Annotated in this window: 17 protein-coding genes; 5 read left to right on the plus strand and 12 right to left on the minus strand. The window is 41.3% G+C overall.

All coding sequences use genetic code 11. The annotated features are described in order from the left end of the window. Positions 1 to 72: 72 nt before the first annotated feature. The 3 genes from N5O98_RS19195 to N5O98_RS19205 form a co-directional block, all read right to left on the minus strand. The gene (locus N5O98_RS19195) at positions 73 to 1,236 is read right to left on the minus strand and encodes a M24 family metallopeptidase (RefSeq protein ID WP_004306834.1); all 1,164 of its coding nucleotides are present in this window, start codon (positions 1,234 to 1,236) and stop codon (positions 73 to 75) included. A gap of 232 nt (positions 1,237 to 1,468) precedes the next feature. Then, the gene (gene gdhA / locus N5O98_RS19200) at positions 1,469 to 2,806 is read right to left on the minus strand and encodes an NADP-specific glutamate dehydrogenase (RefSeq protein WP_004317267.1); all 1,338 of its coding nucleotides are present in this window, start codon (positions 2,804 to 2,806) and stop codon (positions 1,469 to 1,471) included. Between the two features lie 200 nt (positions 2,807 to 3,006). Further along, positions 3,007 to 5,124, minus strand: a complete 2,118-nt coding sequence (locus N5O98_RS19205; RefSeq protein ID WP_004297998.1) for a prolyl oligopeptidase family serine peptidase — start codon at positions 5,122 to 5,124, stop codon at positions 3,007 to 3,009. 171 nt (positions 5,125 to 5,295) lie between these two features. Between N5O98_RS19205 and N5O98_RS19210 the strand changes: the two genes are divergently transcribed. Together N5O98_RS19210 and N5O98_RS19215 are read left to right on the plus strand one after the other, a co-directional pair. After that, complete coding sequence (locus N5O98_RS19210) at positions 5,296 to 8,262, plus strand: PEP/pyruvate-binding domain-containing protein (RefSeq protein WP_022200236.1); 2,967 nt, start codon at positions 5,296 to 5,298, stop codon at positions 8,260 to 8,262. Positions 8,263 to 8,583: 321 nt separating this feature from the next. Further along, on the plus strand, positions 8,584 to 10,065 hold the full coding sequence (locus N5O98_RS19215; RefSeq protein ID WP_022200237.1) for a PCMD domain-containing protein: 1,482 nt from the start codon (positions 8,584 to 8,586) through the stop codon (positions 10,063 to 10,065). 830 nt (positions 10,066 to 10,895) lie between these two features. On the opposite strand, the gene N5O98_RS19220 is transcribed toward N5O98_RS19215, so the two are convergent. The 9 genes from N5O98_RS19220 to N5O98_RS19260 form a co-directional block, all read right to left on the minus strand. Then, the gene (locus tag N5O98_RS19220; RefSeq protein WP_008650346.1) at positions 10,896 to 11,678 is read right to left on the minus strand and encodes a porin family protein; all 783 of its coding nucleotides are present in this window, start codon (positions 11,676 to 11,678) and stop codon (positions 10,896 to 10,898) included. A gap of 14 nt (positions 11,679 to 11,692) precedes the next feature. Then, positions 11,693 to 12,820 carry a PCMD domain-containing protein gene (locus N5O98_RS19225; RefSeq protein WP_269495908.1) on the minus strand — a complete coding sequence of 376 codons (1,128 nt, stop codon included), beginning with the start codon at positions 12,818 to 12,820 and terminating at the stop codon, positions 11,693 to 11,695. 173 nt (positions 12,821 to 12,993) lie between these two features. Beyond that, entirely contained in the window at positions 12,994 to 13,929 is a 936-nt protein-coding gene (locus tag N5O98_RS19230) for a HipA domain-containing protein (RefSeq protein WP_008776321.1), read from the minus strand. Between the two features lie 2 nt (positions 13,930 to 13,931). Beyond that, a complete protein-coding gene (locus tag N5O98_RS19235; protein ID WP_004297663.1) occupies positions 13,932 to 14,258 on the minus strand; it encodes a HipA N-terminal domain-containing protein in 327 nt (108 codons plus the stop codon). Further along, complete coding sequence (locus N5O98_RS19240; RefSeq protein WP_118161301.1) at positions 14,255 to 14,473, minus strand: helix-turn-helix transcriptional regulator; 219 nt, start codon at positions 14,471 to 14,473, stop codon at positions 14,255 to 14,257. Before N5O98_RS19240 ends, N5O98_RS19235 begins: the two co-directional genes overlap by 4 nt. A 162-nt stretch (positions 14,474 to 14,635) precedes the next feature. After that, positions 14,636 to 16,096 (minus strand): catalase, encoded by a 1,461-nt coding sequence (locus N5O98_RS19245; protein ID WP_004310080.1) that lies wholly within the window; start codon positions 16,094 to 16,096, stop codon positions 14,636 to 14,638. 302 nt (positions 16,097 to 16,398) lie between these two features. Beyond that, complete coding sequence (locus N5O98_RS19250; RefSeq protein ID WP_004297671.1) at positions 16,399 to 17,733, minus strand: NADP-specific glutamate dehydrogenase; 1,335 nt, start codon at positions 17,731 to 17,733, stop codon at positions 16,399 to 16,401. A 247-nt stretch (positions 17,734 to 17,980) separates the two neighbouring features. Next, complete coding sequence (locus N5O98_RS19255; RefSeq protein ID WP_004310082.1) at positions 17,981 to 18,157, minus strand: hypothetical protein; 177 nt, start codon at positions 18,155 to 18,157, stop codon at positions 17,981 to 17,983. Further along, positions 18,154 to 20,445, minus strand: coding sequence for an NADP-dependent malic enzyme (locus tag N5O98_RS19260; protein WP_004306858.1), 2,292 nt, complete (start codon positions 20,443 to 20,445; stop codon positions 18,154 to 18,156). The genes N5O98_RS19255 and N5O98_RS19260 overlap by 4 nt, the downstream gene beginning before the upstream one ends. Before the next feature lie 269 nt (positions 20,446 to 20,714). Here N5O98_RS19260 and N5O98_RS19265 point away from each other — a divergent pair, with 269 nt between their 5' ends. From N5O98_RS19265 to N5O98_RS19275, 3 genes are all read left to right on the plus strand, one after another. Then, positions 20,715 to 21,281 (plus strand): RNA polymerase sigma factor, encoded by a 567-nt coding sequence (locus N5O98_RS19265; RefSeq protein ID WP_004297676.1) that lies wholly within the window; start codon positions 20,715 to 20,717, stop codon positions 21,279 to 21,281. A gap of 97 nt (positions 21,282 to 21,378) precedes the next feature. Continuing rightward, complete coding sequence (locus N5O98_RS19270) at positions 21,379 to 22,374, plus strand: FecR family protein (protein ID WP_004326057.1); 996 nt, start codon at positions 21,379 to 21,381, stop codon at positions 22,372 to 22,374. 226 nt (positions 22,375 to 22,600) lie between these two features. Beyond that, the gene (locus N5O98_RS19275; RefSeq protein WP_022200241.1) at positions 22,601 to 25,843 is read left to right on the plus strand and encodes a TonB-dependent receptor; all 3,243 of its coding nucleotides are present in this window, start codon (positions 22,601 to 22,603) and stop codon (positions 25,841 to 25,843) included. Positions 25,844 to 25,849 lie beyond the last annotated feature (6 nt).

Genomic DNA, 25,849 nt, shown 5'->3' on the forward strand with positions numbered 1-25,849 from the left:
GGTTAAGTGTGTTATTATTAGTAGAAAAAGATGTGCCTGTTCTTTGCCGGACACATCTTTTTCATCGTCTGTTTAACTTAATTCAATGATTTCTTCATTGCAGTTCGTCAGTTTTTCTATTCCTTCGTTGGTCACTACCCAAGAGTTCTCGATACCTACGGGACCTACACCCGGAATAACGATTTTCGGTTCGAGGGCAAAGACCATACCCGGTTCTAATTGTTGCTTTATGCGGGGAGCCAGTACCGGAGCTTCGTTAATTTCAAGCCCGATGCCGTGACCGATAAATTTGGCTTGTTGTCCTGTTCCCATAAATTTGTCGGCAAATCCGGCTGCTTTGACCACTTCGACTGCTGTGTCGTAAAGCACTTCACAGGCAATACCCGGTCTGGCAATGGAAGCAATTTTTTCTTGGATATCCAGACAAACCTGATGGGCGGTGTAAGCTTCTTCGGGCAGTTTGCCGATGGAGAATACACGGCTCATATCGTTCATGTAACCGTTGAAGTTGCCACCTAAGTCCACCATAACGCTTTGTCCCTCTTTTAACGGAGTTTTATTTGCTCCTCCCGGCAAGGCAGGATCAAGTCCCTGACCGCCTAAGGCAAAATCATAAGGAGAGGGGTAACCGGCATTATCTCCGGTCAGTACGCTACCCATGAATATTTCCATACTGCGTCCGAATACCCGGAAAATTCCGAGGCAACCTTGCAGGCGCATCAGGCGTTCTATTTCGATGGAAAATTCAATATCCGTCATACCGGGACGATAAACACCTGGAATCTGCTCATAAGCCTTTGCATGAGCAATGCCGGAGCGGCGGAACATTTCAATTTCTACAGGTGTTTTCACGCTGCGTGCCTGGCGAATCAACGGGGTACCATTTACCACTTCCGCTTCCGGGAAGAGACCGGCCAGACGACAATATTCCGTATAAGGAAGTTCGTCACCTTCTAACATCAGTTTGGTTGGCATCGGTAATCCTTGTTCTTTCAGCAGATCAACAATTTGTTCCGGTTTGCGGATAGAGAATGAGTGCTCTCCTGTGATGTTATTAGGACGTTTAAAAAATAATAGTGCAGGCGAATGAAGGGGGAGGTAAAGATAGCCACTGACTACACAGCCATACGTGTAAATTAAATTTGCATTACACGTGATAAGTGCGGCGTCAATGCCCTGCGACACCATCAGACTGCGAATTTTGTCACGGCGAAATTTCAATTCGGGTTGTAGCATTTTTTATTTATTACTTGATTATTAATTACAAAACCAATAATGGTAAATTATTAGTTGTGAGTTGTTTATCGCATATAACAAATTCACAAACTATTATTTAACCTATCATGCTACAAAGATAATTAATTCCAGCGAAAATAATGTTAATCTCAAAAAAATAGCGCTACCCGCGTCCTGTCACAGGAGACGAGCAGCGCAAACCACAAATACAAATACAACTAAACAAAGTCTTCTAAATAACGCCTTGCCCCATCATTGCGTGAGCTACTTTCATAAATCCGGCAATGTTGGCACCCTTCACATAATTAATGTATCCGTCGGGTTCCGTGCCGTATTTCACGCATTGTGCATGGATGCCGTGCATGATTGCATGGAGTTTTTCGTCCACTTCGGCAGCACTCCAGCTAAGGTGCATTGCGTTTTGAGACATTTCCAAGCCGGAAGTGGCTACACCACCTGCGTTGACCGCTTTACCCGGAGCGTACATCGTCTTATGTTCAATGAAAAGATCGATAGCTTCAGGGGTACATCCCATATTGGAAATTTCTCCGACGCAAAGTACGTCATTTTTTATGAGATTTTGAGCATCTTCTCCATTTAATTCGTTCTGGGTGGCGCAAGGAAGTGCGATGTCTGCTTTCACTTCCCACGGGCGTTTTCCTTCTACGAAGGTTGCGTTCGGATACTGTTCAGCATAAGGAGCCACAATATCGTTACCCGAAGAACGAAGTTCGAGCATATAGTCTATCTTCTCGCCGCTGATACCATCCGGATCGTAGATATATCCGTCCGGACCGGAAATCGTAATCACTTTTGCACCCAGTTCGGTAGCTTTAGTAGCTGCTCCCCAGGCAACGTTGCCGAAACCGGAGATGGCTACTGTCTTACCTTTTATATCAATCCCTTTTGCCTGAAGCATCTGATTGACAAAATACAGTCCTCCAAAACCAGTAGCTTCCGGACGAATCAATGAACCGCCGAATTCTAATCCTTTACCAGTGAATGTACCGGTAAATTCACGAGTCAGTTTCTTGTACATGCCGAACATATAGCCCACTTCACGTCCTCCTACGCCGATGTCACCGGCAGGCACATCCATGTCCGGTCCGAGATGACGCCACAACTCCAGCATAAATGCCTGGCAGAAACGCATGATTTCAGCATCACTCTTTCCGCGTGGAGAGAAATCGGAACCGCCTTTACCGCCACCCATAGGCAAGGTAGTCAGTGCATTCTTGAATGTTTGTTCGAAACCGAGGAACTTCAAAATGGAAAGATTAACGGATGCATGAAAACGGATACCACCTTTATATGGGCCTATCGCATTATTGAATTGTACACGATAACCGAGGTTGGTCTGCACCTCACCTTTATCATCCACCCACGTCACACGGAAAGTGAAGATACGATCAGGTTCTACCAATCTTTCTATGATTTTAGCTTTTTCAAATTCAGGATGTTGATTGTATATATCTTCGATAGAAAGAAGAACTTCCTTCACTGCCTGAAGATATTCAGATTCACCGGGATGCTTAGCCTCCAAAGAGGACATGATTTTCTGGATGTTCATGATACTATATTTTAAAAGGTTAATTCTGATAAAATGTCAACTAACTCACTGCAAATATAGGAAAATTTTTCAGATGTGATTGATTTTATGCCATTATTTTGATTAAATAATGATAAAATGATAGTAGAAAAAGCATTAGGTATCAAGTATTCAGTGCTAATACTTAATACTTGATACCTGAATTTAATACTTTGTACTTTTTACTTCTTAAAATCCGGCTTCATGTCCAAATTGTACATGATGAAACCGTAAATGTCTGCCTGTTCTTCAAGTACTTTTGCCATCGGTTTGCCTGCACCGTGACCTGCTTTGCTGTCGATGCGGATTAGTGTCGGGTTTGTACCGTCGTTGTCTGCTTGCAGCGTAGCGGCAAACTTGAATGAATGGGCGGGAACCACACGGTCGTCATGGTCGGCAGTGGTCACTAGTGTTGCCGGATATTTCGTGCCCGGTTTCAGGTTGTGCAATGGAGAATAGCCTTTGAGGTATTCAAACATTTCTTTGCTGTCTTCGCTTGTTCCGTAATCGCTTGCCCAGTTCCAACCGATAGTAAATTTATGATAGCGAAGCATATCCATCACGCCTACCTGCGGAATTGCTACACGGAACAGGTCCGGACGCTGTGTCATGCAGGCACCTACCAGCAGACCACCGTTGGAGCCACCTACAATGGCGATTTTGTCTTTATTCGTATATTTTTCGTTGATAAGATATTCGGCAGCAGAGATGAAGTCGTCGAATACATTCTGCTTCTGCATCTTAGTTCCGGCTACGTGCCAGTCTTCACCGTATTCGCTGCCACCACGCAGGTTGACTTGTGCGTAGATACCGCCATTTTCGAGGAATGGGATGCGCATTGCACTGAAACCCGGGTTGAGGCTGATGCCGAAACCACCGTATCCGTAGAGGAATACAGGATTTTTGCCGTCTTTCTTCAGATCTTTCTTATAGGTAAGGAACATCGGGACTTTTACACCGTCTTTGCTGGCAAAGAATACTTGTTCCGTCACAAAATCATCCGAGTTGAACTGTACTTTCGGTGCACGGTATAGTTCGTAGGTGTTCTGGTCCATATCATATTTGTAAGTGGCACCCGGAATGGTGAATGAAGTGAATCCAAAGAAACATTCTTTATCGTCTTTGTTGCCGCTAAAGCCTACGGAACCGAGTGACGGCAGTTGAATCTCCTGAATTTGTTTGCCGTCGAGGCCGTAAACGTATGCATGGTTCGAAGCATCTTTGTCGTAAGTAAGGAACAGTTTGCCACCGATCACTTCTGCGTTTGAAAGAACGGCTTCCGATTCGGGAACGAGTTCTTTCCAGTCCTCCAGTTTCGGACGGTTGATGTCGGCTACCATGATCCGGTTTTTCGGTGCGCCATAGTTAGTATAAATATACATCTGATCGCCGATCACTTCAATCGGGTAGTATTGGTAGTCAAGGTCGGTAGTCAGTTGGATAAAAGGAGAATTCGGCTTTTTCAGGTCCCTTATAAATAAGTTGTTGCCTCTTCCGGCACCGGATTCTGTGAGGAAGAGAATACGTTCGTCTTCGCTGGTGCTGGCTGTATAGAAACGTTTCGGATAAGCCGGATTCTGATAAATCAGTTTATCTTTCGATTGCGGTTCACCTATTTTGTGATAATAGATTTTGTGCTTTTCGTTTACGTTGGAGAATTCTTTTCCTTTGGCGGGAGCATCGTAGGCGCTGTAGTAGAAGCCGTCTCCCTGCCAGGCGGCACCGGTAAATTTGGCCCATTCGATGTGCTCTTCCAATAACTTGCCACTTTCAGTGTCCATGACAAATATTTCAGACCAATCCGATCCGCTGCGTGAGATACTGTAAGCGGTATATTTGCCGTCGTTTGAGAAGTAAAGACCGGTCAGTGCCACTGTGCCATCGTCCGAGAGCTTGTTCGGGTCGAGGAAAACGCGAGGCTCGCCGTCCAGTGAATCCTGTACGTAGAATACACTCTGGTTTTGCAGGCCATCATTTTTACTGAAGTAATATTTGCCATGTTTCTTGATTGGCGCACTGATCTTCTCGTAATCGGCCAGTGTGGTCAATCGTTTCAACAAGTTTTCCCGGAATGGAATCTGACTTAGATACTCATTCGTTACTTTGTTTTGTGCTTCTACCCAGGCAGTAGTAGCTGCACTGGTGTCATTTTCCAGCCATCTGTAAGGGTCGGGAACTTGTGTACCGAAGTACACGTCTACGGTGTCTACCTTTGCCGTCTCGGGGTAGACTAGCTTTTTCTGTTGGGGAGCGCATGACATCACCATGATTCCACTCATTAATAAAGTTACTTTTTTCATGTGAATAAAAAGTCTTTTTGAATAAACTTAAAGTTACAAATCTACAAAATAATAAGAGATAAACAAGTAAACTTTATAAAGAAGATGGTGGAAAATGAGATTTAAAGAATTAACTTTGCAAAATGTGATTCTGCAGATAGACGATTTGAAATAAGAAAGGAGAATGACTTTATGCTTAGTAAATATAAATTAAACCAGCTTTACTTCAAAGATACGCAATTCGCTAACTTGATGACAAGGCGGATTTTTAACGTGTTATTAATCGCTAATCCTTACGATGCTTTCATGTTGGAGGATGACGGGCGCATTGATGAGAAGATTTTCAATGAATACACTTCTTTGTCTCTGCGCTATCCACCTCGTTTCTCGCAGGTATCTACGGAGGAGGAAGCATTGTCACAGTTGGAAAATATGTCGTTCGACCTGGTGATTTGTATGCCGAGCACGGGGGATAATGACAGTTTCGATATCGGCCGTCACATCAAAGAGAAATACGAGCATATTCCTATCGTCATACTGACTCCTTTTAGCCATGGTATTACCAAACGGATTATCAATGAAGATTTAAGTGCGTTCGAATATGTGTTCTGCTGGTTGGGTAATACCGACCTGTTGGTGTCTATCATTAAGTTGATAGAGGACAAGATGAATCTGGAACACGATGTACAGGAGGTCGGTGTGCAGCTGATTCTTTTGGTGGAAGATGGCATTCGTTTCTATTCTTCCATTTTGCCGAATCTGTATAAGTTCGTGTTGAAGCAGAGTCAGGAATTCTCTACCGAAGCCTTGAATGCACACCAGCGTACGCTCCGTATGCGCGGACGTCCTAAAATAGTGTTGGCACGTACGTATCAGGAGGCGATGGAGATCTATCATAAGTATCAGAATAATATATTGGGGGTAATCACTGACGTCCGTTTCCCGAAAGTGGAACGGGGAGAGAAAGACGGTCTGGCAGGTATCAAGCTGTGTGCGGAGATACGTAAGAATGATCCGTTTGTTCCTTTGATTATTCAGTCTTCCGAATCTGAAAATTCGTCTTATGCAGTCAAGTATGGTGCTAGCTTTATCGATAAGAACTCCAAGAAGATGGACGTTGATTTGCGCCGTATCGTCTCCGATAATTTTGGTTTTGGTGATTTTATTTTCCGCAATCCGGATACCGGGGAGGAGATTGCCCGCGTCCGGAATTTGAAGGAGCTGCAAAACATTCTTTTTGCCGTACCTGCGGAATCTTTCTTATATCATATCAGCAGGAATCACGTGTCGCGTTGGTTTTATTCACGTGCCATGTTCCCGGTGGCTGAATTTTTGAAACCGATAACCTGGAATAGTCTTCAGGATGTGGATGCTCACCGTAAAATCATCTTTGAGGCGATTGTGAAATATCGTAAGATGAAGAACCAGGGAGTTGTGGCGGTCTTTAAGCGCGATCGCTTCGACCGTTATTCTAACTTTGCCCGTATCGGGGATGGCTCTCTCGGAGGAAAAGGGCGTGGACTGGCATTTATTGATAATATGGTGAAGCGTCATCCGGAGTTTGACGAGTTTGAAAATGCGCGTATTGCTATTCCTAAAACAGTGGTGCTTTGTACGGATGTCTTTGATGAGTTCATGGACACCAACAACTTGTATCAGATTGCACTGTCGGATGCGGATGATGCTACGATTTTGAAATACTTCCTGAAGGCTAAATTACCGGACCGGTTGATAGAGGACTTTTTCACTTTCTTCGATGTCGTGAAGTCTCCGATTGCCATTCGGTCTTCTTCCTTGTTGGAGGATTCTCACTATCAACCGTTTGCCGGAATTTACAACACTTACATGATTCCTTATCTGGACGACCGCTATGAAATGTTGCGGATGCTTTCCGATGCCATCAAAGGGGTGTATGCTTCGGTTTATTTCCGTGACAGCAAAGCGTATATGCAAGCTACGTCGAATGTAATCGATCAGGAGAAAATGGCTGTTATCTTACAGGAAGTAGTTGGCAATCAGTATGGTGACCGTTATTATCCTTCCATGTCCGGTGTGGCACGCTCGCTCAATTATTATCCGTTGGGGAATGAAAAGGCAGAAGAGGGAACGGTGAATCTGGCTTTGGGATTAGGAAAATATATTGTTGACGGTGGCATGACCCTTCGTTTTTCTCCTTATCATCCTAATCAGGTGTTACAGACCAGCGAAATGGAAATTGCTCTCAAGGAGACTCAAACCCGTTTCTATGCATTGGATTTGAAAAATGCCGGACATGATTTTTCTATCGACGATGGTTTTAATTTGCTGAAACTTCATGTCAAAGAGGCAGAAAGTGACGGTGCTCTGCGTTATATTGCTTCTACCTACGATCCGTACGATCAGATCATTCGTGATGGTTTATATCCGGGAGGACGTAAGGTGATTACTTTTGCTAATATCCTGCAACATGATGTTTTTCCGTTAGCTCGTATTCTGCAGTTAGTATTGAAATATGGTGAACAGGAGATGCGCCGTCCGGTTGAAATTGAATTTGCAGCAACGTTAAGTCGCGAACATGATAAATCCGGAACTTTCTATCTGTTGCAGATCCGTCCTATCGTAGACAGTAAAGAAATGCTGGATGAGGATTTGAACGAGATACCGGATGAAGATGTGATTCTCCGCTCATATAATTCATTGGGACATGGTATCATGAATGATATTTATGATGTGGTCTATGTAAAGACCGATAATTATAGTGCCTCCAACAATCAGACAATTGCCTGGGAGATAGAAAAGATTAACCAACAATTCTTGAATGAAGGAAAGAATTATGTGCTTGTCGGTCCGGGACGTTGGGGAAGCAGCGATACTTGGCTCGGCATCCCTGTGAAGTGGCCGCATATTTCGGCTGCCCGTGTGATTGTGGAAGCCGGATTGACTAATTATCGGGTAGATCCAAGTCAAGGGACACACTTTTTCCAAAATTTGACTTCATTTGGAGTTGGATATTTTACTATTAACGCCTTTATGAATGATGGTGTGTATAATCAGGACTTCCTCAATGCGCAACCTGCGGTGGAAGAAACGAAATATCTTCGTCATGTTCGCTTTGAGAAACCGATGGTGGTCAAGATGGATGGAAAGAAGAAGCTGGGAGTAGTGTTGATGCCTTTTTAAGTGGAACTCGCAATAATTTAATGTGAAACAAATTTTGGAAGTACTAGGAGGATCGTTTTTTTATGTGTTGGAATTGATAAGATTCTATTTTCTGACCGTTGGTCTTTTTAACTAAATTAAAATATGATTTAAATCTTCCGTAGCATACCGTATAGTGTGAATATTAACCTTAAAAAAGTCTATATAGACAGGAAATATGGTCTTATAATCTTAAAAATAGAACATAAAATACAAAGAATTGACCTTGTGTGAATTATTATAAAGTTGTTACTTTGCACTCGTTTTTGTGATCAAATAGATTATTAATTAATTATGAGAATTATGAAGAAGAGTTTATTGTACTTGTTTATGCTTGTTTGTTCTGTTAGCATATTCATGAGTTGTAGTGATGATGACGATGAAGTGAAATATCCGATAGATACAGAATTGGCTGGAGGCTATGTTGGTAATCTGTCTGTAAATGTGGATGGTAATCAAATGGGAACTACCGAAAATCAAAAAATCACAATTTCACAGTCTAATAAGGGAACTAACCAAATTGCATTATCATTGAAGAATTTTACTTTTTTGGTAAATGTTGGTGATATTGAAGTTGATCCTTGCACTGTGAAAGCTATAGATAGTGGTTATGCTTTTGAAGGTCAACAGAATCTAGATTTGGTACAGCCACTTGGTAATTGCCCTGTTAGTATTTCTGGTACTGTGAAAGGTAGCAATATTAATATTGAAATAGGTGTAAAGGTTGGTGCTCCTTTAAATCAAAATGTAAAGGCTACTTTTGTTGGTCGTAAATTGACAGGTAGTGAAAGTTCGGAGGCTAAAATAACAAGTTTTATTATTGACGATGAGGCAGTAGTAGAACAACCAGTTATAAATGAAGAAGCTGGTACGATTGTTTTTGCTGTTAATGAGGAAGTAGAATCTTTAAAGTTTACTCCTATTATTGAAATATCTGAAGGAGCAACTATTACTCCGGCTTCCGGCGTAGCACAGGACTTCTCGAATAATAAGAAAGTGACTTATACTGTGACGGCGGAAGATGGCACCGTGAAAGTTTATACAGCTTTTGTGGAAGGTACTCGTAAGGTATTGAAATATTCTTTTGAAGACTGGAAGGAAGGTAGTAAGAATGATGAACTGTTACCCAAAGATTTGTGGGCAGGAAGTGCTGCTGGAGCTGGTATTTTAGGTGGTACTTTGTTGAGAAAGGAAACTAGAGAGGATGGTACGTATGCGGCTAAACTGATAACTTTTGAATATCCAAATGAGCCAAATTCATTAGTTCCGAAGATTACTGCCGGTTCTATTTTTATTGGTAAATTTGATATGATGCCTGCTTTACAAGGTGATAGGTTGAGTTGTACTAAATTTGGTCTTGATGCAGAAACAGTTAGTTTAGGTGGAAAACCGCTTTGTTTTAAGGGTGTTTATAAATATGAATCAGGTTCTAATTATCTTGATGCTTCTAATTATGAAGATGTAAAACCGGTTGATATTAAAGATAAAGGACAGATTCAAGCCGTATTGTATAAAGTGCAAACAGGCGAGGATGGTAAAGAGATTGTATTGACAGGTCACGATGTGAACACTTCGGAATTAAGAGTTGCTGTTGCTAATATTATCGTTGAGGATATTAAAGAATATACTCCTTTTAACATTGAATTTGAATATTTACAAGAGTATGATCGAAATGCAAAATATAAATTTGCTATAGTTTGCTCTTCAAGTAAAGATGGTGATTTATTTAAAGGTGCTGGTGGTAGTACTTTGATTGTGGATGAATTTGAAGTAATATGTGAATAAGATTGTTATAATATAAGTTGGCATACATTTAATGTGTGTTTATTGTATAAACGAGGGTGTCTATGAGGATATCCTCGTTTTTCTGTAAAATCCTGTATATATATCAAATAAATATTAAATAAATTTCCCTTACTGTTTTTGGACAGTGGGGAATTTTTTTGTAGTGAGGGAGAATAATTATTTGTTTATGGCAATCATACCCAAAATGTCATTCAATATACGATACAGAAAAGAATTTGTTCACTATAGAATAACTCCGGATATAAAGTTTCAATGAATTTGAACTCAGCAAATACTACATAGTGAAAAATATTTACCATACTATCATTTATTTTTATATTAAGCTAATTTTCAATAAGATAAGTGTGATAGATGATTTCTCAAACAGGTATCTATCATACCCCTACTGCATCCGCTTTAGTGTAGTATCATGGAAAAACACCCATATGAAGCCACAAGAATATTCACTTTATAGGATGATAACTTGTATTTGGCAGCTAAATAATACATTGGAAACGGTAATCTTTTTATAGCCTACATATGTAGGCTGTACAGCCCTGGCTATCAAAGTGGGATTATTAAGCCATACAAGCCGGATTTATATAGATTCATTGCAACAAAAACAAGCCATCTTACGCCTGTTTGAACCTTATTGGACTATTTTATTGATGAGAGATACCCGCTTTTTGGTGGTATAGAAACGCAGAGACGCTTACGATACTACCCTGTATTTATTGATTTAGCCCATACATAAATAAAAAACTACGAGAAGAATTCCCGTAGTTTTCTATTGACACAATATTCTGGATCGTTTAGTATAAAACAATATGCTAAAATGCATATCCAAATCCCACGTTCAAATAAATAGGATACATGGCAAATGAGATTGTATCAAAATCTTTTTTGAAAATATCATTCATCCCCCACGTTAAGTCAGCGTATACATTTAGATGTTTAAATGCTCTCCATTCGCCGCCTAGTTGTAGTCCCCATTGAAATTTTCGGAGATTTTCGGAAAAATCATAGGTAGCTATGCTTTCCCCAGAGAAAACAACTCGTGAACCTGTTTGGTCCGGGGTACGTAAATGACCGTTGTATACATGTCCGGAGAATCCTCCTTCGATGAGGTATGATATGTATGGACCTGCAGACAATTTCCAACGCTTGCTTATCTTATAGTTAGCAACCACCGGAATTGTCAGATATGAGTTTTTAACTTTGGTCTTTACTCCTCCTGTCCATAATCCTTGTAATTCTCCACCATTGGTGTTGATAATTTTCATACCGTAATTTTTTACGGTAGCTTCGGTGGTCATATTCTTATTTTCAAGTCGCACTCCTACAGTCATCCCCCATTTGGGATCGAACCACTTCGTCGCATTACCTTCAATTGAAATTGCGATTCCTGGTGCATAACTATCAATTTTACGGATTTCTTTTGGTAGAGGTAATGGTGAAGTTCCACCAATATTGAAACCGGCTTTTATTCCATATTCCCATCCATGTAAATAAGACCAGATGATACCTTGGTTTCTTTCTTCCTGTGCTTGAGCTGTGAATATGCTTACAAATAGCAGCACAACTATGATATTGATTGATTGATATTTTTTCATTGTGTTAGTTTTATTTATTCTTTACAAATAAGTTCTAGCTCATCAACGTATAGAGTGCTACCGACAGCTCCTCTAAAATAGGCGCCATCTACGCTGGATGATAGTACAATACCTAATTTATATTTACCGTTTTGTAGTTTCGTATCGTCAATTTCTCGTCCTTTTACTGATTCGAAATGTATAGTAAACTCATTCCATTCATCTGATTCAACAATATCTTTAGGTTCTATTCGTGCTAATAATACCAATTTATCAGAGTTAAATACGTTATCACCATTAAGCATGATAGAATTATTTTCTGCCTCATACATAACAGCATAAATATCACATTTGTCCCTTTTTCCGGTTTGTGGCTGTCCTTCTACAGAATAAACTTCCCCAGCTTTAAATTTATAATATCCTTTAAGTGCTATGGGATGTTTATAAAATTGAAAACCAAAGTTCGTTGCTTTTCTAGGATTTGTCAGTGCATTTTCTACTTCAAATGTCCCGATAAATAAATTTCCAGCAGCAATATACATTTTTACCATTGCACCAAAATCTCCAGTATTACGAGTTTCTAGCTTTACAGCCTTACCTTTAAAACCATTTGCAACTTGTACTGTTGGGTAATCTATTCTAGAATTAGCCATACCCGTTAATTTAAAACCGGGATTACCGCTTGACCATTGTAATACTTTAGATATTTCTTGTGAGGTTGCAGGTGTAAATTCGTAAAATGTATCGTATTCACTGGAGGTTGTCAGTAATTCTTCAAATTTGAAAAGGGTAGGTAATTCCGCTAAAATCACATTAACGGTATAAACAGGCTGCCATTGACCGTCTTCTGATGTAACAGTGAATTTACGGGAGTGCGATTCTTCGCTGAAATCATAGGTAGATTCAGTATCTCCAGTTATTGGAGTATTTACTTTAATTGTAGCTCCTTGTGGAAGTGTAAATTCTAATTTTTGTTTGGAAAGGTCGGCTCCTTTATTTACATATACATTGATTACTTTAGAATCTGCATCGATATTTGCCAATTGCACATCATCGCCTGAACAAACATCAATGGCTGCTTCTGAATTTAATGCTTCATCCTGTATGCAGGAAGATATTGCACATGTAAAGATGAAATAGGCTATTAAAGTCTTAATTTTCATTTGATTTTCCTTTTTAGTTTACTAATTCAGTCTCTTTTATAAAACTTGGTTGCAAAGTTAAGTTTCTTTTTTGAAATGCAGTACTTCATCACTTAAGTAATTCAATAAAATTAGCGCCTTTTTAAAATTAATGTTATAAATGAATTATTCCTTTTTAAATCCCCGCACTGTTTTTATAATAAATCTAACTTCCTTGTTATAATCAACTTGTACTGTTGCTTCATTTCTTTGGGCAAGAAAGAAATATCTATGAACTCTAACCATTTTTCGGCAACTTTGGTAAATTTAGAAAATAGGTTGTCTATGATCTTTTTCTCTAAACTGCAACTATTCATGGCAACTTCAAAATCAGAACGCTTGATTTTGCGTCTTTTTCCATAAAGTGTCAAAGCCAATTTTTCAGTGTCCTCCGGCATGAGGAGTGCCGTAGAGATCATGTCATATCCCGGGGTCAGTGAATAATAGCCTTTACGCTGACTATAAAGTGAAAAGTTTTTCAGATGCATATCCGCATTTCCGGTCAGCCATGAGAAAACGACTTGTTCCCAGAAATTTATTACGTCAAGTTTTGGCACAGAGGAATATTGCATAATTATCTTTGCTATCTTTTCATAAGAACCCTTATATTTATACTCTGTGAGGCGTTCCGAGAGCTGGCACATATCCTCCATTGGCAACTTTTCACCCTTTGCGGTTCTATCTATGCGTTTAGTGATATAGGCCAATTCGCCATCGGCAAAACGAATCAATGAATGAGGGACAACGTTCACTTTAGCCAATTCGGCAAGATGCATCGTTAAATCCTCAACTTCAGGCATGTATTTAAATTGTTCCGTTTGCGGTTTGAGAATATAACGTCCCCATAAACCAACGATAGTAAAGCGTTGCGGTTGGTTGGGGGACGATGATATATCGAGAGACAATTTTGCTTGCACTCCTGTAAGTGTGGTTTGTGAGCGTATGACTTGTTCGGCAAGTTGCTTAATATCCGCTTTTGTATAAGGTAGGAGAGGAACTGTTTTGCTCCCAAATATTTTCTTTCCGCATTGAGGGTGAAAATCAGTTTCTCCCTCGCCAAGTTCCTGATAACAATATAGGCATCTGCTCATCATTATTCTTTATTTAAGATGGGAATCACACTAACTGCACCGATACAATCTTTGCAACAGGCAAGCAGTAGTGACATACGGTCACGTCGATTTATCTTCCAACTTTTTTCAGCAATATCTAAAAGCCAGCCTTCAGGAATAAGACCGTCAAAGAATGGGAATAATATTAGACTTGTATATGGCTTTTCCGAGATTGGCAGTGTGAGGCTGATAGATTCCGCATCGCTGGATTTAATGTAGGCTGTATCATATTGAAAGGTATAGCCATTTTCATCTTCTGTAAGCAATCCTGCCAACTGGTCTTGGTTGTATATGAGTGCTTGTCTCATAGCTTGTTGAATTTACTTATTGGTACAACACCCACTTCCGTTCCAAAGAGACTAAGCACTTGATTTACTTTATCAAGACGCAAAGTCTGTTTCCTCTGTTCGAGTTCGCGTACAAAACGTAATCCGACTCCTGATTTTTCGGACAGCTCTACTTGGGTCAAGTTATGTTCTTTACGCATTTGCTTGACGTATTCTGATAATGATTTATCGTTCATATTATACCCTTTTGGGTACAAAGATAATGTAAATTTTCTATTTTACACCCTTTAGGGTATAAATTTAGTTGTAGATTTATGAATTATACCTTATGGGGTATAAGAAAACAGGTACTCTTTCTTTGGGAAGAAGGAGTACCTGTAGAGGAAAGTGATAGCAGATTATTCTTTCAAAGCCTCTTGTAAGTCAATACCCAGCGCTTTGGCAACTCCTGTTCCATATGCAGGATCGGCTTTGTAGCAGTTGCGCACATGACGTTGTTTGATAAACAATTCGGAGTCTCCCATGGCGCGAGCTGTATTTTCGAACAATAATTGTTGTTCTTCAGCTGGCATCAGTCGGAATAAGTCACCCGGTTGGCTATAATAGTCGTCATCATATTCCCGTTCATTGTAGTTGTAAACTTCACCGGTAACTTTAAGAGGCGGTTCTTTCATAGTAGGAGAATCCTGCCATTCGCCGTAACTGTTCGGTTCATACCCTTTAGTAGCACCGTAGTTACCGTCTACGCGCATAGCACCGTCACGATGATAGGCGTGGAAAGGACAACGAGGTTTGTTGACCGGAATTTGTTCTGCATTCACCCCTAGACGATAACGTTGTGCGTCGCCATAAGAGAATAAACGACCTTGTAACATTTTGTCGGGAGACAGACCGATACCGTCTACAATATTCATCGGGTTGAAAGCAGCTTGTTCCACTTCAGCAAAATAATTTTCCGGGTTGCGGTTCAGTTCAAGGACACCAACATCTTGTAGAGGGAAATCTTTGTGCGGCCATACTTTAGTCAGGTCAAACGGGTTGATACGATAGTTGTCCGCTTCTTCCTCCGTCATTAACTGAATCTGGAATAACCATTTCGGATAATCGCCCTTTTCGATGCTCTCGAAGAGATCACGTTGATGAGATTCGCGATCTTTAGCAACTATTGCTTCTGCTTCCTGGTCTGTCAGATTCTTGATACCCTGCAAGGTACGCAGATGGAATTTAACCCAAATACGTTGATTTTCTGCATTGATAAAACTATAAGTATGACTGCCGAATCCGTGCATGTGGCGATATGAATAAGGAATACCACGCGGACTCATAGTGATAGTAACCTGATGTAATGCTTCTGGTAAAAGCGTCCAGAAGTCCCAGTTACTGTTCGGGCTACGCATATTTGTTTTCGGATCTCGTTTGATGGCATGATTCAGATCCGGAAATTTAAGCGGATCACGTAAGAAGAATACAGGAGTGTTGTTACCCACCAAATCCCAGTTACCTTCTTCCGTATAGAATTTCATAGCAAAACCACGGATGTCACGTTCTGCATCAGCAGCTCCACGTTCTCCGGCTACGGTGGAGAAACGGACAAAACATTCTGTTTGTTTTCCGACTTTACTGAAAATAGCAGCACGGGTGTACTTTGTAATGTCATGGGTGACAGTAAACGTACCGTAAGCTCCCGAACCTTTAGCGTGCATACGTCTTTCAGGAATTACTTCACGATCAAAATGGGCAAGCTTCTCTATAAGCCAGGGATCTTGTAACATTACAGGTCCGCGTTGACCTGCGGTTTGCGAGTTTTGATTGTCAGCGATAGGACGACCGTTCGCTGCAGTAAGTTTTTTCTTTTCCATAAATAGATTTTTTAGTCGGATACAAGTATAAGCAGACTGTTTCCTTTTATTCTTTCATCCGGGGTTTATAATATATAACAAAGATAGGCTTCTTTTGCTCGCTTGTCAAACAGATAATTTCTATCTAAAGATAGAGAATAACTATGAATTGTGTGTATTGTCTGCTATTTATTTTTCTACAAAGATTATTGTGCTGACACCTGGGTGTCGTACATCTTTTTATTGCATAAAAAAACTCCCGCACTTCCTTCACGGAAGACGGGAGCTTTTAAATAAACTATAGCTTATATATCTTTTGCTGATTATACGATACCTTGTGCCATCATTGCTTTAGCAACCTTCATGAATCCGGCTACGTTAGCACCCTTCACATAGTTTACGTATCCGTCAGCTTCTGTACCGTACTGAACGCAAGCTTCGTGGATATTCTTCATGATACTCTTCAGCTTTTCGTCTACTTCTTCAGCGCTCCAGCTTAATTTGATAGAGTTTTGAGTCATTTCAAGACCTGATACTGATACACCACCGGCGTTAGCAGCTTTACCCGGAGCATAAAGGATTTTTGCATCCTGGAATACTTTGATAGCTTCCGGAGTAGAAGGCATGTTAGCACCTTCAGATACAGCGATACAACCGTTTGCTACCAACTGACGAGCGTGGTCACCGTTCAATTCATTTTGAGTAGCAGAAGGAAGAGCGATATCACATTTTTCACCCCAAGGTTTAGCTCCTTCTACATATTTGCAACCATATTTTTCTGCGTATTCACGGATACGGCCACGGTACAGATTCTTCAGTTCCATGATATAATCCAGTTTTTCGCGGTCGATACCGTCCGGATCGTAGATATAACCGTCAGAGTCAGAGCAAGTAACTACTTTACCACCCAGTTCGATTACTTTTTCGATTGTATATTGAGCAACGTTACCAGAACCAGAAACCAGACAAACTTTACCTTTCAAGTCAGTTCCTTTTCTCTTCAACATTTCCATCAGGAAGTAGATGTTACCGTAACCTGTAGCTTCCGGACGAATCAGTGAACCACCGAATTCGCGGCCTTTACCTGTAAATGTTCCGGTAAATTCATGAGCCAGTTTTTTATACATACCGAACATGAAACCTACTTCACGGCCACCAACACCGATGTCACCAGCAGGAACGTCAGTTTCAGGACCGATGTGACGCCACAGTTCCAGCATGAATGCCTGTACGAAACGCATTACTTCGGCATTTGACTTTCCACGAGGAGAGAAGTCGGAACCACCTTTACCACCACCCATTGGCAGAGTAGTCAGTGAGTTTTTGAATGTTTGTTCAAAGGCAAGGAACTTCAAGATAGAAAGGTTCACAGATGCGTGGAAACGGATACCGCCTTTGTAAGGGCCGATTGCGTTGTTATGCTGAACACGGTAACCCATATTGGTCTGAATATTACCTTTATCGTCCATCCAAGTCACACGGAACTGATATACTCTATCAGGAATACACAAACGTTCGATCAAGTTTACTTTATCAAACTCCGGATGTTTGTTGTATTCTTCTTCAATAGTAGAAAGTACTTCTTCTACTGCTTGATGATACTCCGGTTCATTGGGAAATCTTCTTTTCAGATCGTCTAATACCTTTGCTGCATTCATAATCTTTTTTTTCTTTAATTGGTTGATATAAATAAAGTGCTAATTTGACAATTTGCTAATATACCGTTTGACTATGTGCTTTTGTGCTATATAGCAGATTTGCACATCTGCGTATGGGTACATCGGATATTTATTTTCGGTTGCAAAAGTAAAGATAAAAATTGAACTAGCAAACATTTTATAAAGAAAAATGCGATAAAACATCAAATTTGATATTTTATCGCATTAAAAATAGGAAAAAAGATATTTATTTGTTCTTTTTGATCGACTTATAGACAGGAATAAACACTAATGCTGCCGAAATGCCAAGCATTACCGCCGTCATCCCGTCAATTCGTTCGGCTTTTGTCAGAACTAGATAGCAAAGCGCCAACCAAAGCAGGCTGATGCAAACTATTTGTGATTTGGATAACGGACGTTTCATTTACCTCCTCTTTTCTTTTTGTCAACGATGGCGTCGATCACGGCTACAGCTGTGATATTGACAATGTCGCGGACAGAGCTTTCGAAATCGGTGAAATGAATAGGTTTGTTCAATCCCATCTGGATAGGGCCGATGAATTCCGTATCCGGGTCCATTGCCTGCAACAGTTTGTAACCGGCGTTTGCTGAACTCAAGTTCGGGAAAATCAATGTATTTACATCTTTTCCTTTCAGGCGGGTAAACGGATATTTGGTATCACGCAATTCGCGGTTCATGGCAAAGTTTACCTGCATTTCACCGTCAATAGCCAGTTCCGGATATTCTTCCTGCATGTGGGCAACAGCTTCGTGCACTTTCACAGGGCTACCTGCAGTATCAGCACCGAAGTTGGAGTATGACAACATTGAGATAACCGGCGTGTGATTGAAGAAGCGAACTGTTTTATCAGACAATTTAGCGATGTCAATCAATGTTTCCGTATCCGGGTGGCGGTTAATCAGTGTGTCTGCCAGGAAGTAAGTACCTTTCTTGGAGTTCAGGATATGCATTGTTCCGAAGTGTTTGAAGCCCGGTTGGATACCGATTACTTCTTTGGCCACTTTGATCGTATTGCTATATCTTGTATAAAGTCCGGTGATGAAAGCATCCGCATCTCCTGTTTCCACCATCATCATACCGAAGTAGTTGCGTTCGAACATTTTATCGTTGGCTTCTTCATAAGTAAAGCCTTCGCGTGCACGTTTTTCTGCAAGAATGCGTGAGTAACGTTCGCGGCGTTCCGATTCGTCCGGGTGACGGAGATTGACGATTTCAATACCTTCCAGGCTAAGATCCATTTCTTCTGCCAGTTTTCCGATAGCCTCGTCATTTCCTAATAAGATAGGATGACAGATACCTTCGGCTTTCGCTTCAACGGCAGCTTTCAGCATATTCGGATGGATACCTTCGGCAAATACGACACGTTGCGGTGAACGGCGGGCTGTATCATACAGTTGGCGGGTCAGTTTGGACTCATAACCCATCAATTCGCGCAGGTGAACACAGTAAGCATCCCAGTCTTTGATTTCAGTGCGAGCCACTCCGCTTTCCATAGCAGCTTTTGCCACTGCGCAGGAAACTTCGGTGATGAGGCGTGGATCTACCGGTTTCGGGATAAAGTATTCCGCGCCGAAAGAGAGGTTGTTCACGTGGTATGCCGCATTAACTACATCGGGTACCGGCTGTTTTGCCAGATTAGCGATAGCGTGTACGGCTGCAATCTTCATCTCTTCGTTGATAGCTTTAGCGTGAGTATCCAAAGCACCGCGGAAGATATACGGGAAACCGATTACATTATTAATCTGGTTCGGATAGTCAGAACGTCCGGTAGCCATCAGTACGTCAGGACGTGCTGCCATGGCATCTTCGTAAGAGATTTCTGGTGTCGGGTTAGCCAATGCGAACACAATCGGCATCGGAGCCATGCTGCGCACCATATCCTGGCTTAACACATTTCCTTTCGACAGGCCGAGGAATACATCTGCACCTTTGATTGCTTCTTCCAGCGTGTGAATATCCGTGCGGTCGGTTGCAAAAAATCTTTTCTGTTCGTTCAGATCCGTGCGCGCCTTGCTGATAACGCCTTTACTATCCAGCATGACGATGTTTTCGAGACGTGCACCCAGTGACACATACAATTTAGTACAAGATACGGCAGATGCACCTGCACCGTTCACAACGATTTTTACATCTTCGATTTTCTTTCCGGCCACTTGCAGGGCATTCACCAAACCGGCACTGGAGATAATAGCAGTACCGTGCTGATCGTCGTGCATGACAGGTATATCCAGTTCTTCTTTCAGGCGACGTTCGATTTCAAAACATTCGGGAGCTTTGATGTCTTCCAGGTTGATACCTCCGAAAGTAGGAGCAATAGCCTTTACTGCAGCAATAAATTTCTCTGGATCTTTTTCATCCACTTCGATGTCGAAAACGTCGATGCCCGCGTAAATTTTGAAAAGCAGACCTTTACCTTCCATTACAGGTTTACCGCTCAATGCACCTATATCACCCAGTCCGAGTACGGCTGTACCGTTGGAAATAACGGCTACCAGATTACCTTTAGCCGTATATTTATACGCATCTTGCGGATTCTTCTCAATTTCGAGACAAGGTTCTGCTACACCGGGAGAATATGCGAGTGATAAGTCGGTTTGTGTACTGTAAGGTTTGGTAGGCACTACCTCAATCTTACCGGGTTTGCCCTGTGAATGATAGAGCAAAGCGGCTTCTTTCGTTATTTTAGCCATGGTATTTATGAAATTTGTTAATAAGTTATCATTTGACCGCAAATGTAGGAATAAAAGTTCGAAATTGTAGCTGTTGATTAATAATTTCTATTAATTTTATAGCAAAATGGCTGAATTTATGATATGATATGTCAAGGATGTGTTTTTGTATTCTATTCCCTTTTAAATGCTATGATATTGATTTATTGAAATTTTAACAAGTGCTTTGGTTGTCGGCTTTAGTTATTTCGCTATTTTTGAATCGATATATGATTTAACCTTATTTTATAATGATTACCACCCAGCAACTTCAATTATTGAAAGAAGGAAATAAAAATGCTTTTGAGGCATTGTATCGTGGATACAATGCTCGCATTTATAATTTTGTCCTTTCTATGGTGAGCAATGCCGGGGTGGCGAAAGATATCACACAAGATATTTTTCTCCATATCTGGGAGAAGCGGCTTAATATCGATCTGGAAGGGAATTTTGACGGCTATCTTTTTAAAATATCCCAAAACATGGTATATCATTATGTAAGACGCGAACTCCTGCTTCAAAATTATGTAGACAGGCTTGCGAATGAGTCATCTGACGAATCCGTAGAGATAGATGAAGAACTGGATTATTTGTTTTTGGAAGAATATATCCTGAAACTTTTAGAAGAACTGCCTCCAGCGCGCCGGGAAGTTTTTATGCTTTATTGGAAATCAGGGTTGAACTATCGTGAGATAGCCGACCAGTTGAATATCTCGGAAAAGACTGTTGCCACACAGGTACACCGTTCTTTGGATTTCTTGCGTGACAAACTGGGAATAATTGCCTTTTCAGTCTCTCTCTTCTTACATGATATCTAATATAGAAGTTTTAATAAAAGTTAATATCTGAACTATTTCGATTTCTCTGTAGTCCTTTTCTGTCTCTCAAGACTAGTATAAATAGAACAGGAAAATTATGGAGCAACACGATTACATAGTACTATTGGAAAAATTCTTCAAAAAGGAGGCCTCTTCTGAAGAAAGAAGGATACTTATTGAATGGATTCGTAAACCCGGAATTCGTAATGAGTTTAATCTGCTTTGCGAGCAAATGTGGAAAGAAGCAGCCGTCGAAATCGATAAGACAGTGGAAGAAGAAATGTGGAACCATCTGCAGAGGAATCTGGATGAGCCCAAGATACTATCTCCGAAGAAACGGCGCTGGCAACCTATTATATATAAGGTGGCAGCCACTATCTTATTACCGGTTTGTTTGGGACTGGCCACTTACTTTGGGGTAGAACACATGAATAAGGTGTCACAGGACCCTTTCATGGTGGCTGTCGATTATGGACAGAAAGCGAATCTGACTTTGCCCGATGGAACGAAAGTCTGGTTAAATTCGGCTACTCATCTTTCTTATGATGCGGAGTACAACAAATCCGACCGGAAAATCTATTTGGACGGAGAAGCCTATTTCGAAGTGGCGAAAAACAAAGATAAACGTTTTATCGTCTGCTGCAATGATCTGGAGATAGAAGCGTTGGGAACCACCTTTGATGTGAAAGGCTATTGTGATGATCATTCCGTCACAACACTGCTGGCAGAAGGAAGCGTCAAGGTTTCTAATAAAACGGACGTAACCTTGTTGAAACCCGGGGAAAAGGTAGAATACCATAAGAGCAAGCAGACATTTACTAAATCTGTAATCTCGGATATGCGTGAAATCGACTTTTGGCGGAACAATATGTTGATTTTTAATTCATCCTCTTTAGCGGAGATCGCGACTACGCTGGAGCGGATGTACGGAGTGAAAGTCGTGTTTGACTCCGAGAAACTGAAGAACGTGCTATTTTCCGGAACCATCCGGAACAGTAGCTTGCATAATGTATTTTACATTATAAGCCTTACTTATCCTTTAACCTATGAGTTAGAAGGAGATACGGTGAGAATAGGAAGTAGTATTAACTAAAAAGGACGATTTATGGAAGACACCTCATAATAAAATAAAGAGGGTAGAATTATGTAGCAGCATAATTCCACCCCGAAATCAAATACGGTTTATACATGATAGTAAAAAAGAAATTTTCCTTATGCGGATAAGGGAAAGGGAATCCTTTTTGCTTCACGATTTTACAAAGATAATAAAAAGTCTAATTTTCAGACTTATATTTTAAAGAATTTAAAGCTAATTACTAATGAGAAAACAATTACATATCATATTCAGGCTTGTTATGTTCAGTTGTATCTTGTTGTTTGTGTCTCAAGAGGCAAGTGCGCAGATCACTTTCTCTGTGAAGAATCAGACGATACGCCAGACGATACGAGTGATTGAAAAGAAGGCTGATTACAGCTTTTTTTATACGGATAAGCTTCCCGGATTAGATCAAAAAATTTCATTGACAGTGAGTAATGAAAGTATTGATGCGGTTTTAGAAAAAGTTTTCAAAGGATCATCTATTAGTTATAAAATAGAATCGGGTAAGCAAGTGGTGCTTACTCTGAAAAGTGAACAGAACGCCCCCCAGAAAGGCGATAAGAAAACAATCACCGGTGTTGTGGCCGACCGGAGGGGAGAACCCTTGATTGGTGTCACAGTGAGAGTGGAGGGAGAGAATATTGGAACCGCTACCGATATAGACGGTCGTTTCTCTTTGGAAGCTCCTGTGGGGGCAAAAATCAGTTTCTCCTATATCGGTTATGTTTCCCAATCTCATACGGTCAATAAGCAGAACATATACAATGTGTCATTGAGCGAAGATTCGCAGGTACTGGAAGAGGTAGTCGTAGTGGGATACGGTTTTATGAAACGGAAAGATATTACGACTGCGGTATCTGTCGTTTCCACGGCAGATATTGAAGAACGTCCGATTATGACAGCTGCACAGGCTATTCAGGGAAAGGCAGCCGGTATTCAGGTTGTGCAGCCGTCGGGTATGCCGGGTTCCGGAGTGACAATCCGGGTGAGAGGAGCCACTTCGGTACAGGCATCCAATGAACCGTTGTATGTGGTGGACGGTTTGCCGTCGGATGACATTTCGAATATCAGTCCGAATGATATTGAAAGCATGCAAATTCTGAAAGATGCCTCATCGGCAGCTATTTACGGAGCACGTGCGGCAAACGGAGTAGTGTTGATTACGACTAAAAGAGGAAAGATCGGTGCACCACAAGTGAAAATGAGTGCTTATGTAGGTTTCTCTAAATTAGGGAAAAAAATAGATGCATTGAATACGGAGCAATATAAAGACTTGATGAAAGATTTGAAAGCTGTTTCGGATGTTGCCCCTAATATCCCCGAAAGTGAAACGCGCTATGTGGACTGGACCGATTTATTCTTCGGTACGGGTGTCAATCAGAACTATCAGTTGTCTGTGGCAAATGGGACCGAGAAACTGCAATATTTTGTTTCCGGAGGTTATTCCGACGAACAGGGTATCGTGGAGAAAGCACATTTCAATCGGTATAATTTCCGTGCAAACCTGGATAGTGAGCAGACCAAATGGCTAAAGATGGCACTCAATTTTGCATATTCGCATACAGGCGGACAATGGGTGAACGAAAGCCGCAGTTCTTTGCGTGCCGGTTCCATCTTATCCGTTGTGAATACTCCTCCGTTTATGCAGAAGTGGAACCCGTATGATCCGAACGAATATGATGAACAGGCTTACGGTGCGCGCATCTTGAATCCGCTGGCTGCCAATGCTGCAGACAGTAACACGAATACAGACCATATAAATGGCTCACTCGGCTTCACGGTTGACATATTCAAAGGACTGAAGTTTAAAACCACTTTTGGCATTGAACTGACCAATGAACATTGGGACTACTATCTGGACCCGATTTCCACTTCGGACGGACGGGGTACAAAAGGGCGTGTGGAAGAGAGTTTCTCACGAAACTTCGAATGGCTTTTTGAAAATTTGCTGACCTATGATTGTTCATTCAACAAACATAACCTTTCTATTTTGGGAGGGGCTACCCAGCAGCGTGCACAATATAACGGTTCGTGGATGGCAGGTTTCGACCTGGCAGAGTCTTATCCCGATATTCATTCCATCAGTGCCGCCAATCAACTGGATAAGGATGCTTGCGGTTCTTCTGCTTCCGCATGGACGCTGGCCTCTTTTCTGGGTCGTGTAGCCTACAATTACGACAGCCGTTATTTGCTGACAGTTAACTTCCGTGCAGACGGTTCTTCTCGTTTTGCCCTGGGACATCGTTGGGGTACTTTCCCTTCTGTTTCTGCAGGTTGGAGAATTTCAGGCGAAAAGTTCATGCAACCTTTACAAGACATTGTTACCGACCTGAAATTACGTGCCGGATGGGGTATGAATGGTAACCAAGGCGGTTTTGGAAACTACGCTTACATGGCTTCCATGAGCGTCAGTAAACTGCCCGTTTCGGAGGGAAACTTATATCCGGGACTTGCCATTAAACCCGGCTCGGCAGCCAATAAAGAACTGACCTGGGAAAAAACAAGCCAATGGAATCTGGGACTCGACCTGACCATGTTTGATTCCCGCTTATCCTTCTCGGTTGATGCTTACTACAAAAAGACCACCGATTTACTATTGACAGTCAGCCTGCCGGAGAATGTGGTGCCGAGCAGTGTGACAAGAAACGACGGTGAGATGGTGAATAAAGGTATGGAGTTCACTCTCTCTTCCCAGAATTTTAAAGGTAACTTTCAGTGGAATACCGATTTCAATATATCTTTCAACCGGAATAAGCTGACGAAGCTCGGTTTGAATAAAGTTTATTATTATGCTGAAATGTACGAATCCAAGGAGAAAGCCGTCATCCTGAAAGAAGGTCTTCCGTTAGGCACATTCTTTGGTTACATATCAGAAGGCGTTGATCCGGAAACCGGAGATATTATCTATCGTGACTTGAATGGTAACGGTTTTATCGATCCGGAAGATCGCACTACTTTGGGAAATGCCCAGCCCAAGTTCATTTACGGTATGACGAATACATTTTCGTATGCCGGTTTCGACCTGTCTGTATTCTTGCAGGGAAGTCAGGGCAATAAGATTTTTAATGCATCGCGTATTGATATGGAAGGCATGACAGACTTTAGAAACCAGTCGGTTCGTGTGTTGGATCGTTGGAAACGACCGGGTATGATTACCAATGTCCCCCGCGTTGGTAATACAGAGAATAATCATAACTCCTCCCGTTTTGTAGAAGATGGATCTTACCTGCGCCTGAAAACAGTCACTTTATCCTATAATTTTCCTAAGAAATGGTTGAATAAGATACATCTGTCCAGATTGCAGGCTTACGTCACCGGACAGAATCTCTTCACACTGACTAAATACAAAGGATACGATCCTGAAGTAAATGCTTTTGGCGGAGACTCCGTTGCTCAAGGGGTGGACTATGGTACTTATCCTCAATCGAGGGCGGTAATTTTTGGTTTGAATGTTGAATTTTAATAGCTG

Origin of the sequence: Bacteroides sp. LFL-34 (assembly GCF_027257075.1) — a bacterium.
Classification (GTDB): domain Bacteria; phylum Bacteroidota; class Bacteroidia; order Bacteroidales; family Bacteroidaceae; genus Bacteroides; species Bacteroides ovatus.